General features: G+C 69.5%; 11 protein-coding genes. 5 read left to right on the top strand and 6 right to left on the bottom strand.

Annotated elements, in window-relative coordinates:
• The first annotated feature begins 122 nt into the window (after positions 1 to 122).
• On the top strand, positions 123 to 722 hold the full coding sequence (locus Q5425_RS18435; protein ID WP_308673486.1) for a dihydrofolate reductase family protein: 600 nt from the start codon (positions 123 to 125) through the stop codon (positions 720 to 722).
• A 13-nt stretch (positions 723 to 735) separates the two neighbouring features.
• Here the strand turns inward: Q5425_RS18435 and Q5425_RS18440 are convergent, their stop codons facing one another.
• Together Q5425_RS18440 and Q5425_RS18445 are read right to left on the bottom strand one after the other, a co-directional pair.
• Entirely contained in the window at positions 736 to 1,320 is a 585-nt protein-coding gene (locus Q5425_RS18440; RefSeq protein ID WP_308673487.1) for an FMN reductase, read from the bottom strand.
• Positions 1,317 to 2,417, bottom strand: a complete 1,101-nt coding sequence (locus Q5425_RS18445) for an LLM class flavin-dependent oxidoreductase (protein ID WP_308673488.1) — start codon at positions 2,415 to 2,417, stop codon at positions 1,317 to 1,319. Before Q5425_RS18445 ends, Q5425_RS18440 begins: the two co-directional genes overlap by 4 nt.
• A 106-nt stretch (positions 2,418 to 2,523) precedes the next feature.
• Here Q5425_RS18445 and Q5425_RS18450 point away from each other — a divergent pair, with 106 nt between their 5' ends.
• The 3 genes from Q5425_RS18450 (at position 2,524) to Q5425_RS18460 (ending at position 9,922) form a co-directional block, all read left to right on the top strand.
• Positions 2,524 to 3,915, top strand: coding sequence for a hypothetical protein (locus Q5425_RS18450; protein WP_308673489.1), 1,392 nt, complete (start codon positions 2,524 to 2,526; stop codon positions 3,913 to 3,915).
• Positions 3,916 to 4,049: 134 nt separating this feature from the next.
• On the top strand, positions 4,050 to 6,101 hold the full coding sequence (locus tag Q5425_RS18455) for a DNA topoisomerase IV subunit B (RefSeq protein ID WP_308673490.1): 2,052 nt from the start codon (positions 4,050 to 4,052) through the stop codon (positions 6,099 to 6,101).
• 29 nt (positions 6,102 to 6,130) lie between these two features.
• Entirely contained in the window at positions 6,131 to 9,922 is a 3,792-nt protein-coding gene (locus Q5425_RS18460; RefSeq protein WP_308673491.1) for a DNA topoisomerase (ATP-hydrolyzing), read from the top strand.
• Between the two features lie 52 nt (positions 9,923 to 9,974).
• Here Q5425_RS18460 and Q5425_RS18465 read toward each other — a convergent pair whose 3' ends face one another.
• Complete coding sequence (locus tag Q5425_RS18465) at positions 9,975 to 11,246, bottom strand: RICIN domain-containing protein (RefSeq protein WP_308673492.1); 1,272 nt, start codon at positions 11,244 to 11,246, stop codon at positions 9,975 to 9,977.
• Between the two features lie 29 nt (positions 11,247 to 11,275).
• Entirely contained in the window at positions 11,276 to 13,105 is a 1,830-nt protein-coding gene (locus tag Q5425_RS18470; RefSeq protein ID WP_308673493.1) for a glycoside hydrolase family 3 N-terminal domain-containing protein, read from the bottom strand.
• Between the two features lie 154 nt (positions 13,106 to 13,259).
• Here Q5425_RS18470 and Q5425_RS18475 point away from each other — a divergent pair, with 154 nt between their 5' ends.
• A complete protein-coding gene (locus Q5425_RS18475) occupies positions 13,260 to 13,751 on the top strand; it encodes a DUF664 domain-containing protein (RefSeq protein ID WP_308673494.1) in 492 nt (163 codons plus the stop codon).
• Between the two features lie 73 nt (positions 13,752 to 13,824).
• Here the strand turns inward: Q5425_RS18475 and Q5425_RS18480 are convergent, their stop codons facing one another.
• Together Q5425_RS18480 and Q5425_RS18485 are read right to left on the bottom strand one after the other, a co-directional pair.
• Positions 13,825 to 14,322, bottom strand: a complete 498-nt coding sequence (locus tag Q5425_RS18480) for a YbaB/EbfC family nucleoid-associated protein (protein WP_308673495.1) — start codon at positions 14,320 to 14,322, stop codon at positions 13,825 to 13,827.
• Positions 14,319 to 14,702 (bottom strand): YbaB/EbfC family DNA-binding protein, encoded by a 384-nt coding sequence (locus Q5425_RS18485; protein ID WP_308673496.1) that lies wholly within the window; start codon positions 14,700 to 14,702, stop codon positions 14,319 to 14,321. Before Q5425_RS18485 ends, Q5425_RS18480 begins: the two co-directional genes overlap by 4 nt.
• Positions 14,703 to 14,704 lie beyond the last annotated feature (2 nt).

Consider the following 14,704-nt stretch of genomic DNA (forward strand, 5'->3'; position numbering starts at 1 on the left):
GGGGTGGCCGTGGCTCCTGCCGGACGGCGGGCGGCACCCCCTACTTTCGGCAGCTTCTTGACGCGTCCGGGTGACCGTCTTATCTTCAACTTATCGGTTGATAAACGGATTGGTTGATAACGATGCCCGGAGTGGTCGCGAGCTTCTGCATGTCACTGGACGGTTTTGTGGCCCGGCCCGACGACAGCGTCGGACCGCTTTTCGACTGGTACCAGGCCGGGGACGTCGAGGTGCCGATGGTCGGCTACCCCATGACGTTCCGGGTCGCGGCGGCCAGCGCGGAGTACCTGAGCGCATTCCTCGATTCGGTACGCCACAGCGCCTTCGTCTGCGGCCGCCGGGTGTTCGAGCACACCCGCGGCTGGGGCGGCCGGCCGCCGGGCGGCGGCGCGGCGTTCGTCGTGACCCACCGCCCGCCACCCGCGGACTGGCCCGCGGACCACCTGGCGCCCTTCACGTTCTGCCCGGACGTCGGGAGCGCGATCGAGCGGGCGAAGGCGGCCGGCGACGGGACCGTGGGCGTTTCCGGGCCGTCGATCGCCCAGCAGTGCCTGAACCTCGGGCTGCTCGACGAGGTGCGGATCGACCTGGTGCCGGTGTTCCTCGGCGAAGGGGTGCGGTACTTCGAGAACCTCGGCTCCGGCAAGGCCGAATTCGAACGGGTGGAAGTTGTTGCGGGGCAAGGGGTGACGCATCTGCGGTACCGGGTTCACCACCCCTGAGCCCGCTCCCGCCCTACTCCGCCAGCAGCTGTTCGAAGGGAACAAAACCCGGCCCCGCGCTCACCGCGGGCCGGCCGGCCGCTGCCGAAGCCAGTTCTCCGCCGGCCTTCTCGATCCGCCGCTGCAGCGCCCCCGCCGCCTCACCGCTGCCCCAGTCGGACGAAGCCGCGTACACGCCCGTAGCGACCGGATCCGCTTTCAGGTAACCGAACAACGGCCGCAGCTGGTAGTCGAGCACCAGCGAGTGGCGTTCCGTCCCGCCCGTGGCCGCGAGCAGAACCGGCTTGCCCACCAGCGAATCCGCGTCCAGGACGTCGAAGAACGACTTGAACAACCCGCTGTACCCCGCGGTGAACACCGGCGTCACCACGATCAGGGCGTCCGCGCCGGTCACCGTTTCGATCGCCGTGCGCAGCGCCGGGCCCGGGAAGCCCGTCAACAGGTTTTTCGTGATTTCCAAAGCGATGTCCCGCAGCTCCACCACCGACACCGAGACCGGCGGGCCGGCCGCGGCGACGGTCGCCGCGGCCAGCCGGTCGGCCAGCAATCTGGTCGACGAAGGGACCGACAGGCCCGCCGTCACCACTGCGAGTTTCATACCGAAGCCTCCACGGAAGCGTCCTTCAGCGAAGCGGCCTTGAGCGAAGCGTGCGTCGGCGCTTCCGGGACGTGGGCGGGACGCAGCGCGTCCAGTTCCTTGCGCAGCACCGGGACGACGTGCTCGCCGAGCAGGTCGAGCTGCTCCAGCACCGTCTTCAGCGGCAAGCCCGCGTGGTCCATCAGGAACAGCTGGCGCTGGTAGTCGCCGAAGTGCTCGCGGAAGGTCAGCGTCTTGTCGATGACCTCCTGCGGGCTGCCGACCGTCAGCGGCGTCTGGTCGGTGAACTCCTCCAGCGACGGGCCGTGGCCGTACACCGGCGCGTTGTCGAAGTACGGCCGGAACTCCTTCCGCGCGTCCTGGGACTTCGGGCGGATGAACGCCTGCCCGCCCAGGCCGACGATCGCCTGGTCGGCGGTCCCGTGGCCGTAGTGCTCGAAGCGCTGGCGGTAGAACGAGATCAGCTGCTGGAAGTGCTCCTTGGGCCAGAAGATGTGGTTGGCGAAGAAGCCGTCGCCGTAGTACGCGGCCTGCTCGGCGATCTCCGGGCTGCGGATGGAACCGTGCCAGACGAACGGCGGGACGTCGTCGAGGGGACGCGGCGTCGACGTGAAGCCCTGCAGCGGGGTGCGGAACTTGCCGGACCAGTCGACGACGTCCTCGCGCCACAACCGCCGCAGCAGCGCGTAGTTCTCGATCGCCAGCGGGATGCCCTGGCGGATGTCCTGGCCGAACCAGGGGTAGACCGGGCCCGTGTTGCCGCGGCCCATCATGAGGTCGACGCGGCCGTCGGCGAGGTGCTGCAGCATCGCGAAGTCCTCGGCGATCTTCACCGGGTCGTTCGTGGTGATCAGCGTCGTCGACGTCGACAGGATGATCTTGGACGTCTGCGCCGCGATGTAGCCGAGCATCGTCGTGGGCGACGACGGCACGAACGGCGGGTTGTGGTGCTCGCCGGTCGCGAAGACGTCGAGGCCGACCTCCTCCGCCTTGAGCGCGATCCGGACCATCGCCTTGATCCGGTCGTGCTCCGACGGCGTGGTGCCGTCGGTGGGATCGGTCGTGACGTCGCCCACCGTGAAGATTCCGAACTGCATGACCTGCTCCCTTCGCGAGCACCATCTTACATGCACGCTCAACTACTTCCAAGCAAGAGATATTCCGGCCGTCAACCGCTTTGGGGGCACCGGCTAAGGTCGGGGCATGGACGCGGAGCTCGCTCGGCTGGGTTTGGCAGAACGTTCGGTACGACTACTCGCCGGTCGCGACATCTGGGCCTCGATCACCCCCTTGCTCGCCCCGCGCCGGAACCTGGTGGCCGCCTTCGGCCACGTCGGTCCCGGCGCGGCGGCCCTGTTGCCGTTGCAACCCGGCGACACGCTGATCACGGACGCGAGCCTGGACACCGTGCTGTCGGGGGCGACGAGCCCGCACGCGCTGCTGCACTGGGTCAAGGCGGGCGTGATCGTGCACTCGCTGCGGGGGCTGAACGCCAAGCTGGTGATCGCCGAGGACGACCCGTCCTTCGTCGTGGTCGGCTCGGCCGACGTCACCGCCGCCGGCCCGCGGCAGCTGTTCGAGGCGGTCACCCTCTCCCACGAGCGGCAGACCGTCGAGGAGGCCCAGGAGGCCTGGCTCGAGTGGTGCGACCTCGCGGGCCCCTCGCTGACCGCCGGCGACCTGGAGCCGCTGCTGGAGCAGTACGCCGCCGGCAAGCCGGTCACGGCCCGCCCGGCGGCCTCCCGGCCCACCGCGGCCGCCCGGCCGGTGGTGACCAGCCGCCCCGCGACGCCGGTCCGCCCCGCGGCCGTGACGCCGCCGCCCTCGCCGGTCCGGCCCGCGCCTCCCGCGCCTTCGCCGGTCCGCCCCGCACCTCCCGCACCCTCGCCGGTCCGCCCGGCGACGCCCGACGCGCCCGCGGCTGCCCTCGCCTCCCCGGCCCAGCCGGGAACGGGCCCGCAGCCCACCGGCCCGGGTGGCCCGGAAGGCACCGCGGCCGCCCAGCCGGACAGCGCGCCGCCCGCCACCGCGGAGCCGGCCGAGGCCGCCGCGACCGCGGAACCGGTGGCGGCCGAGCCGGAAGCCGCCGACGTGCCCCGGCCGTCCTGGCCGCGTCCGGCCGAGCTGTACCTGGTCAGCCTCGTCGAAGGCGGCGAACCGAACGCCGAGGCCGCGTACCGGCTCGAAGAGCTGCAGCGCGAATACACCCACCCCGGCGACAACGGCGAATCACCGTTCCGCGTCGAGCTGCTCTGGGCCGACGACGCCCAGGGCCAGGACCCGCCGCGCACGCTTCGCGCGGGCGTGCACGTGATCCCCGTCTACAGCCAGAAGCAGGGCCGGCCCCTCGTCGGGTCGCGGATCGAGGCCCCCGGTCTCGTCCTGCAGGCTTACATCGACGAGTTCGCCTACCCCCGCCGCACGTACTGCTACGTCCTGACCCGGCAGTCGGCCGCCAAACCGGCCTTCGGCGACCTCCGCAAGGCCCTCGCCGCGATCGGCGAAAAGCCGAACTTCCGGAACAGCTTCCAGGTCCCCCGGAAGATCGAAGCGCTGCTGGGCCTGTGGCCCGACCTGGGCTTCGACCCCCGCTAGGGAGCGGCGCACGCCACTCCGGGAACGGGAGCGCGCGGAAGTTGTCGGGGGTGGCGGATATCCTGCACTACGGTGCAGGCGAGTCCGCACCACCACCAGCACTTTCGCGAGCCACGATCCGGGAGAACGACCCTGTGACTGCCGAGACCTTGTACGGGGCCGACGACCTGACGCATCTCGAGGGTCTCGAAGCCGTCCGCAAACGACCCGGGATGTACATCGGCTCCACCGACAGCCGGGGCATCAACCACCTCTTCTCCGAGGTGGTGGACAACTCGACGGACGAGGGTGTCGCCGGCTACGCGACGAAGATCGTCGTCACGCTGCACGCCGACGGGAGCGTCCAGGTGGACGACGACGGCCGCGGCATCCCCACCGGCACCCACGCGAAGTCCGGTTTGTCCGGCGTCGAGCTGGTGCTGACGCGGCTGCACGCCGGCGGCAAGTTCGGCGGCTCCGGCTACAAGACCTCCGGCGGCCTGCACGGCGTCGGTGCTTCGGCGGTCAACGCCCTGTCGCACCGCTTCGACGTCACGGTGAAGCAGGACGGCAAGGTCCACCAGATGTCGTTCAAGCACGGCATCCCCGGCACCTTCGACGCGCCCGGCCCGAAGGCGAAGTTCACCCGCCGGTCCGGGCTGAACGTCACCGGCAAGATGAAGCGCGGCGAGCGCAGCGGCACGTCGATCCGCTACTGGTACGACGCGCGCTACTTCGAGTCCGGCGCGGCGCTCGACGTCGAGGGCGTGCGGGCGAAGATGCGCAACACCGCCTTCCTCGTCCCGGGCGTCACGTACGTGCTGCGCACCGCGATCGAAGACACGATCAACGAGGAGACCTTCCACTTCCCGCACGGCCTGGTCGACATGGTCGACTTCCTCAGCCCGTCGGGCGAAAAGCCGGTCTGCGGCACGCTGCTGATCACCGGCGAAGGCACGTACAAGGAGAACGCGGCGGACGCGGCGGGCGTCATGCAGTCCAATGTGGAGCGGCACGCCGAGGTCGAGGTGGCGCTGCGCTGGGGCACCGGCTACGAGCGCACGGTCGAGTGCTTCACCAACACGATCCGCAACGTCCACGGCGGCACCCACCGGCGCGGCTTCGACCGCGCGGTGACGAAGGCGTTGCAGGAGGCCATCTCCAAGACCCGCGGGCTGCTCAAGCCCAAGGAGGACATGCCGACGATCGAGGACGTCCTCGAGGGCATGACGGCCGTGGTGCACGTCCGGCTGCCGGAGCCGCAGTTCACCTCGCAGACCAAGGACGAGCTGTCCACGGCCGGGATCACCCGCGTCCTGCAGGGCATCGTCGACAAGCACGTCAAGGCGTGGACCGAGGACCGCAAGACCAAGTCCGAGGCCAAGGTCGTGCTGCAGAAGGTGGTCGACGCCTCCCGCGTGCGGCTCACCCAGAAGCAGCAGAAGGACGCCGCCCGGCGCAAGACCGCCCTCGAGGGCGCGGCGATGCCGCCGAAGCTGGTCGACTGCCGCACCACCGGCGTCTCCCGCAGCGAGCTGTTCCTCGTCGAGGGTGACAGCGCGCTGGGGTCGGCGCGGATGGCGCGCGTGTCGGAGTACCAGGCGCTGCTGCCGCTGCGCGGCAAGATCCTGAACGTCCAGAAGGCGTCGCTGGGCGACACGCTGAAGAACGCCGAGATCGCGTCGATCGTGCAGGTACTGGGCGCCGGCACCGGCCGCACGTTCGACCTGACGACGATGCGCTACGGCCGGGTCATCCTGATGGCCGACGCCGACGTCGACGGCTCGCACATCCGCACGCTGCTGATCACGCTGTTCGCGAAGTACATGCGCCCGGTGATCGAGGACGGCCGGCTGTACGCGGCGATGCCGCCGCTGCACAAGCTCGTCACGAAGGGCCGCAACCCGGAGACGCACTTCACCTTCACCCAGCGGGAGATGGAGCAGAAGTTCGCCGAGCTGGAGAAGGCGGGCAAGAGCATCGTCACGCCGGTGCCGCGGTTCAAGGGCCTCGGCGAGATGGACGCCGACGAGCTGTGGGAGACCACGATGAACCCGGCCACCCGCTCGGTCCGCCGGATCACCATGGACGACGCCGAAGCCGCCGAAGGCGCGCTGGAGCTGCTGATGGGTGAGAAGGTCGAGCCCCGGCGGAACTGGCTGGTCGCCTCCTCCGACCGGGTCGACCGCGAAGCCATCGACGCCTGATCTTTTCGTAGCTACCAAGGAGTTCTGCCGTGGCACGCCGCAAGGGCACCACCACCAAGGTCGATCCGAGCGCGTTCGACGCCGCCGGGGCGCAGGTCTTCGAGAACCCGCTGAAGACCGAGATCGAAGACTCCTACCTGGAGTACGCGTACTCGGTCATCCACTCGCGCGCCCTGCCGGACGCGCGGGACGGGCTCAAGCCGGTGCACCGCCGGATCCTGTACTCGATGAACGAGAACGGTTACCGGCCGACGCACGCGTACGTGAAGTCGTCGCGCGTGGTCGGCGACTGCTTCGTCCGCGGCGCTCTGGTTTCCACCCCGGACGGATTGCGCCCGATCGAAGAGATCGGGATCGGCGACCAGGTGCTCGACCGTGGCGGCGCCTCCGTGCCGGTCACCGAGGTCTACGAGAACCCGGCCTCCGAACTGGTTCGCGTCACCTGGGCCAACGGGCACACGATGCTCGTGACGCCGGGCCAACGGTTCCGGACCGTAGCGGAAGACTCGAGTCTGACGTGGACGGACGCCCGTGACCTCACCGGGCGACGCACCGTCGCCTACGGGAACGCACGCCGCGAAAACCGGCCCACGGGCGGAGACCGCTACGCCTACCTCCTCGGCCTGATCACGGCCGAAGGATTCGCGGTCGACCGCAACCGCGACGCGGACGGCCGGGTCCGGATCCACATGTGCGACGTGGAGCCGCTCGACGCGGTGTACGAATGGGCAACGGCCAACGGACTGGGCGTGTCCAGGGGGACCCGCCCCGCGGCGAAGCCGGGATGGCGCGACCAGCACATCCTCACCTTTGCCCGGCACGAAGGCCTCCTCGCGGCGGGAAACCCGCTCAGCGACGCGAAGACTGTCCCGGCGGAGGTTCTCACGAACCGTTCGCACTGGGCACCGTTCCTCGCGGGCATCTTCGACGGCGACGGCTACATCCGCAAGAACCGCCGCGAGATCGTCTACGTGAGCACAAGCGAGGTGCTGGTCCGGCAGGTTTACGCGATGCTCGCCGACCTCGGGATCCACGGTCACCACTGGACCGATCCGAAGCCGGGTGGTCACAAGACCTTGCTCGGTCTCTCGGTGAGCGGATCCGACGCGGCGGCACTGGCCGGCATCCTGACGCCGTGGATCACGATCGGCTACAAGAAGAGCGATCTGGAAAAGCTCACGGAGATCACCTACGGGTACGGCGGCAAACAGGGCAACGACCGGTTGCCCGCCAAGGGCGTCATGGCCGAGTTCTCGGCCGCCCATGTCGGTGGCGGTTGGTTCCGCGACAGCGAGGGAACTGCTTTCCGCGCCTCGCTGTCCGTGGTCAGCGGGGCGAAGGTCCGCTACGGCAAGGATCGGCACGGTACCGCACTGGCCGACCGCTCATTCCCGCTTGAGCGGGCGCACCAGGACGGCTGGATCGAAAAGCTGCGGCGAATCGGCTCTCCGCTCGCCGACCGGCTCGACGCGCTGAAGGGTTTCTCGTTCCTCGAAGTGGTGTCGGTCGAGCGCGTCGAGCCGGACGTCACCTACGACATCCAGGTCGGCACCGAAGCGCACGAATTCGTGGTCGAGGGGTTCGCCGTCCACAACTGCATGGGTAAGTACCACCCGCACGGCGACACCGCGATCTACGACGCGATGGTGCGGCTGGCGCAGGACTTCTCGCTCAACGTCCCGCTGATCGACGGCCACGGCAACTTCGGTAGCCCCGACGACGGCCCGGCTGCCTCGCGGTACACCGAAGCCCGCATGTCGCCCGAGGCGATGCAGCTGGTCGGCGAGCTCGGCGAGGACACCGTCGACTTCCGGCCGAACTACGACGGTTCGCTCGAAGAGCCGTCCGTGCTGCCCGCCGCGTTCCCTAACCTGCTGGTCAACGGCACGTCCGGGATCGCGGTCGGGATGGCGACCAACATGATCCCGCACAACCTCGGCGAGGTCATCGCCGCGGCGCGGTGGCTGATCACGCACCCGACCGCGACGCTCGACAAGCTGATGGAGTTCGTGCCCGGCCCCGACCTGCCGACCGGCGGCAAGCTGCTGGGCCTCGACGAGGTGCGCCGCGCCTACGAGACGGGCCGCGGCGTGGTGCGGATGCGCGCGAGCGTCGAGACCGGGCCCCTGGAGGGCAGCCGCGGGCGGCAGGCGATCACCGTCACCGAGCTGCCCTACGGCGTCGGCCCGGAGAAGGTGATCGAGAAGATCACCGACGAGGTCAACAAGTCCAAGCGGCTCACCGGCATCGCCGACGTGAAGGACCTCACCGACCGCGAGAACGGCACGCGGCTGGTCATCGAGTGCAAGGTCGGCGTCAACCCGCAGGCCCTGCTGGCCGACCTCTACCGGCTCACGCCGCTGGAGCAGTCGTTCGGCATCAACAACCTGGTCCTCGTCGACGGCCAGCCGCAGACGCTGGGCCTGAAGGAGCTGCTGGAGGTCTTCCTCCGCCACCGCTACGACGTCGTCACGCGGCGGACGAAGTACCGGCGCCGCAAGCGCGAAGAGCGCCTGCACCTGGTCGACGGCCTGCTGATCGCGCTGCTGAACATCGACAAGGTGATCAAGCTCATCCGCGAAAGCGAGAACGCGCAGGCCGCGAAGGACGGCCTGATGACGCGCTTCAAGCTGTCGGAGATCCAGGCGACGTACATCCTGGACACGCCGCTGCGCCGGCTGACGAAGTACGACCGGCTCGAACTCGAGTCGGAGCAGGAGCGGCTGCGCGAGGAGATCGCGGAACTGACCAAGATCCTCGACGACGAGTCGGTGCTGAAGAAGCTCGTCTCGTCGGAGCTGGCGAAGGTCGCGAAGGACTTCACGACCGAGCGCCGCACCTCGCTGATCGACGGCGACCTGAAGGAGGTCCTGGCCGCGTCGAAGCCGTCCGGGCCCCTGGAGGTCACGGACGACCCGTGCCAGGTGATCCTGTCGGCGACCGGGCTGGTGGCCCGCACCGCGGCCGAGTCCGAGGAAGCGACGGAGACGCGTCGCCGCAACGGCCGCGTGAAGCACGACGCCGTGGCGGCGCTGGTCCACACGACCGCGCGCGGGCAGGTGCTGCTGGTGACCAGCCGCGGCCGGGCGTTCAAGACGGACGTGCTGCCGCTGCCGGTGCTGCCCGAGCAGGCCGGCACGGTGTCGCTGCGCGGCGGCATGGCGGCGAAGGAACTGGTGCCGCTGGAGAAGGGCGAGACGGTCGTCGGGATCGCCCCGCTGGGCGAGCAGGCGGCGGGCTCCCCGGGCCTGGCGCTCGGTACCCGCGCCGGCGTGGTGAAGATCTGTTCGCCGGAGTGGCCGGTCCGCTCGGACGAGTTCGAAGTGATCTCGTTGAAGGACGGCGACGAGGTCGTCGGCGCAACGTGGCTGACGGACGGCTCGGAGACGCTCGCGTTCGTCTCGTCGGAGGCGTCGCTGCTGAAGTACGCGGCCTCGCTGGTCCGCCCGCAGGGCCTCAAGGGCGGCGGCATGGCGGGCATGAACCTGCCCGCGGGCGCGTCGGCGGTGTTCTTCGGCGCGGTCCGCACGGACGACGACGAGCACGGTGAGCCGATGGTGATCACGGCAACGGGCCAGAGCGTGAAGGTGACCCCGTTCAGCGAGTACCCGGCGAAGGGCCGCGCCACGGGCGGCGTCCGGGCCCAGCGGTTCCTCAAGGGCGAGACGGAACTGCGAGTGGCGTGGATCGGCCCCCGCCCAGCGGGAGCGGCCCGCAACGGCGACCCGGTGGAGCTCCCGGAGATCGACGTCCGCCGCGACGGCTCGGGCCACGCCCACCCCGGCCCGGACGTGGTGGGTCACCTCATCGAACGCGGCTGACGCCTCGTGAGTGGTAAGGCGGGTTCTAACCCGCCTTACCACTCACGACCGGCTAGGCGACCTTGAACGACTGAGCGGCGCTGCCGTTGCAGGCCGCCTGGACGAGCTGGACGCTGTCCGCCGTGGACGACCCCGGCACCGTCAGGCACTTCCCGCTGTGCCGGGTGACGAAGTGGTAGTACCCGCCGCCTTCGGACACCGGCTGCCACTGCTGGTTGCCGCCGCCGCTGTAGGACCACAGCTGCAACCCGGCGTTGTCGGCCGTCGACACCCCGGTCACGTCGATGACCTGGGCCGCGTTCGTCCGGTTGTTGATGCGGTCGTAACCGCCGCCGGTCGGGGCGAACTGGTACTGCTGGGCCGCGGTGCCGTTGCACGTGTACTGCTGGATCACCGTGCCGTTGGCGCTGGCGGCACTACGGGCGTCGATGCACTTGCCGGACGCCTTGTTCGTCACGGCGTACCACGCCGCGGGGTCGATCGTGCCCGGGTCCGGCGGGGTCGTGGTCCCGCCGCCGCCGAGCCACTTCAGGCCGTCGAGCACGAACCGGTTCTGGTCGGCGCTCTCGAACGTCGACGACAGCGCCGTGTTCGTCTCGTAGTTCATCGCGTTGTGGCCGAAGTTCGCGTAGAGCATCTTGTAGCTCTTGTTCGTCCACGCGATCGGGTAGTAGCCGCTGTACCAGGTCTGGTTCGGGTCGGTGCCGATCGGGAAGGTGCCCTGGTCCATCGACGCCAGAATCGCAATGTTCGGATTCTGCCGCAGGTCGTTCTGCCAGGCGTACCACTCCGAGGTGGACGACCGGATGGTCGCCGGCAGGTTCACCGTCGACGGGTGCGTGCGGTTCTCGATCCGCAGCGTCTCCGGGGTCGGGCCCCACGTGTTCGACGTGAACCGGCCGGTGCCGAGGAAGTCGTTGTGGAACCAGTTCGCGTACGACGGCGTGGAGCTGTCGTTGTAAGCCGTGACGTGGAAGCCGAAGAACCCGCCGCCGGCCTGCATGTACCGCTGGAAGCCCTGGAACTGCGCCTGCGACTGCGGCTGGTCGTCGAGGAACAACACCACCTGGTACTGGTCCGGGGTGAGGGTTGTGAGCTGGTTCCAGTTGGTCGTCGCCGTGTAGGTGAACCCGTTGGCCGCCGCCTGCTGCGGGAACCAGACGTTGGCTTCCTTCTCGAAGCTGATGTGCGCGGCGTCGTACGAGCCGCTGTAGAAGGCCAGGACCTTGAACGGCGTGGCGGCCTGCACCGCCGGAGCGCCCAGCGAGAGTCCTAGGCAGGCGGCGAAGAAGGCGAGAATTCTGAGCAGGGGACGGCGGGGCATGCGTGTTCCTTCCGGTGGGGGACGGTGGCTCACCAGTGGCGCGAGTAGCGCAGGCCGAAGCCGAAGGGGAACAGCGCGGGCTTGCCGTCACCGACGTTGATCGGCTGCTGGTCGGCGCTGCGCATCCAGGTCACCGGCAGCTTGCCGGTCGGGTTGTAGTCGCCGAAGAGGACGTCGGCGACGCCTTGCCCTTCGCTGCCCGGCAGCCACGATGCGACGAGCCCCGCCCAGTCCGGCAGCTGCGCGGTGATGTCGAGCGGGCGCCCGGACACCAGCACGACCACCGTCGGCACCCCGGAGTCCTTCAGCTTCTGCAGCGTGGCGAGGTCGGTGGCGTCCAGCGCCATCCCCTGGGGACGGTCGCCCTTGCCTTCGGCGTACGGCGTCTCCCCGACGACCGCGACGGCGACGTCGTAGCTCTGGTCGATTCCCGTGCCGTCCTTGGCGAAGGTGACGGACGACGACTTCTGCCGCAGGCCCTGCAGGATGGTCGTGCCGGGGATGACCGGCCCGCTCGTGCCCTGCCAGCCGACCGTCCAGCCGCCCGACTGGTTGCCGAGGTCGTCGGCGTTCTTGCCGGCCACGAAGATCTTGCTGCCGCGCTTGGCCAGCGGGAGGACGTGGTTCTCGTTCTTCAGCAGCACCTGGGATTCCCGCACGGCCTGGCGTGCGAGGTCGCGGTGCGGCTTGCTGCCGATGGTGTTCAGGAACCGCCGGTCGGTCAGCGGGTGCTCGAACAGGCCGAGCTCGAACTTCTTGGTGAGGATGCGGCGGTTGGCGTCGTCGATCCGGGACATCGGCACCCGGCCCTGCTCCACCAGCGACCGCAGCGTGTCGATGAACTTCTGCCACTCGTAGGGCACCATCACCATGTCGATGCCGGCGTTGATCGACGCCTCGACCTCTTCCGGGGTGAACCCGGTCTTGCCGTCGATCTTGTCGACGCCGTTGTAGTCCGAAACGACGATCCCGGTGAAGCCGAGTTCCTTCTTGAGGACGTCGTTGATCAGGTAGGACCCGGCGTGCATCTTGACGCCGTTCCAGCTGCTGTAGGAGATCATCACCGAGCCGACCCCGCGCTGGATCGCGGCCTTGAACGGCGGGAGGTGGATGGCGCGCAGTTCCTGCTCGCCGATCTCGGTGTTGCCTTCGTTGACACCGCCGGTGGTGCCGCCGTCGCCCACGTAGTGCTTGGCGGTCGCCAGCACCGAGCCCGGCCGGTCGAGCCTTTTGCCTTGCAGCCCGGTGATGATCGACGTCATCTGGGTGGCCAGCTGCGGGACCTCGCCGAAGGACTCGTAGGTGCGGCCCCAGCGGTCGTTGCGGGCGACGCACAGGCAGGGCGCGAAGTCCCAGTCGATGCCGGTGCCGGAGACCTCTTCGGCGGTGGCGCGGCCGATCTTCTCGACCAGCCGCGGGTCGCGCGTGGCGCCGAGGCCGATGTTGTGCGGGAAGACCGTGGCGCCGTAGAGGCCGTTGTGGCCGTGGACGGCGTCGACGCCGTAGATCAGCGGGATCCCCAGCGGCGTGGCGAGCGCGGCCTTCTGGAAGCCGTCGTACATGTCGGCCCAGGTGACGGGCGTGTTCGGGGTCGGCTGCGAGCTGCCGCCGGAGAGCAGCGAACCGAGCCGCCCGGTCGTGACGTCGTCCGGGCTTTTGACCCCGAGGCGTTCGGCCTGCATCATCTGGCCGAGCTTGTCGTCGAGGGTCATCCGGCCCAGCAGGTCGGTCACCCGGACCTTGACCGGGCGCCAGGAATCCTTGTAGACGGGGCCGTTTCCGGCGAGCGCGGGCGTTTCCGGCGCCAGCAGCAACCCCACGGCCAGTGCGCCGATGCCCAGCCTGCGTCCGAGCCGCATCCGGGTCCTCCTCGTCGAGAGACCAAAATTCACGCCTTGAATTAATGCATAGTCCTCGACGGTTGGTCCAGACCTCTGAGCGAACTCGGGTGCCGGTCAGCGGGATTGTGCGTTCCGGCCGGGAACTGACCTAATTCGGTCCTACGGTGACGCCATGACCCGCGAACACGACGACCTCCTCGAGCTCCTGGCCGAAGTCCGGAAGCGCTTGCTGATCCCGGCCCGCGGCGTTTCGGACGCCGACGCGGCCAAGCGCACGACGGTCAGCGAGCTGACCCTCGGCGGCTTGATCCGCCACCTGGCCACGGGCGAGCGCCTGTGGCTGCAGATCCTGCGGACCGCCGACGGATCCCTGCCGGACGGCATGCTGGACACGGACCAGTACTCGATGAGCGAGACGCTGTCCCACTGGCTCACGGCTTACGAAGCCGCCGCTGCCGAGACCGACGCGTACGTGGCTTCACTGCCTTCGCTGGACGTCGAGGTCCAGCTGCCGACGACACCGTGGTCACCACCGGAGCCGCAGTTCTGGTCGGCCCGGCGGATAGTCCTGCACTTGATCCACGAGACGGCCCAGCACGCGGGCCACGCGGACATCATCCGGGAGTCGTTGGACGGCGCGAATTCCACGGCTCAGCTGGCTTGAGGGTCGTGGACAGAACCGGCCCAGCCCGACCGGAACTGTCGGTGCCCTGCCGTAGCGTGGAAACGGGGGCTGCTCAGCGGTCCGAGCGCAGCGAAGCCGGGTCGAAGGAGTCCCAGTACGCGTCCTCGTCCTCGACACTTGTCACCGGTTCGGGTGATTCCGCCGGCGCCGAACCGAGCCGCTCGGCCCGCTGCCGCTGGAACTCCTCGACCGTCATGCCCGGGTCGTCGTCCTGCGCACGGGCCGGCGCCGGGACTCCCGTCATCTGCTCGATCATGTACGTCATGTCTTCGCCGAGCAGCAGGGCCACCTTGTTGTAACCGTCCTGGGTCGCCTCGCGCATGGCCGCCTGGGCGATCTCCACCACCAGCGGGCCCAGCTGCTCGCCCAGGTTCACCGCCGACGGCGCCAGCCACAGCCGCAGGAGCTTGCCGCGGGCGTCGACGGTGATCTCGACCTGCCCGTCGAGGTCGTGGGCCGTGCCGGACGCCGACGCGAGCAGCTCCTCCACCCGGGCCATCGCCTCTTCGCGGGCGCGGGCCTGGGCGATCAGCTGGCGGGTTGTGATCACCTCGATCCCCCTCCGTACGAATAGGTCTCGGCGTCCGGGTCGTCGTCCGGGATCGGTTCGTAGCCCAGGGTTTCCAGCTGCGCGGCGTCCACCACGGGGGCCAGCGCGTGGTACATCTTGTCGCCCGCGCGGCGGGTCGCGCGCTGGGCCAGCTCGAAGATCCGGTCGGCGAGCACCGCCGACCCGTGCCGCAGCGCCGACCGGTGGATCGTCACGCCGGTCAGCAGCCCGCCGGGCGCCACCTGGACCTCGATCCCGCCGGCGTCCGCCTTGCCCACCACCGGACCCGAGCGGGCGAGGCGCGCCGAAGCCTCCGCGCCCGCCCGCGTTGCCTGCTCGGCGATCCGCGCGGAAGCCAGGTCGATGTCGAATTCAGCCACAG

Source organism: Amycolatopsis sp. A133 (assembly GCF_031082405.1).
Taxonomy (GTDB): domain Bacteria; phylum Actinomycetota; class Actinomycetes; order Mycobacteriales; family Pseudonocardiaceae; genus Amycolatopsis.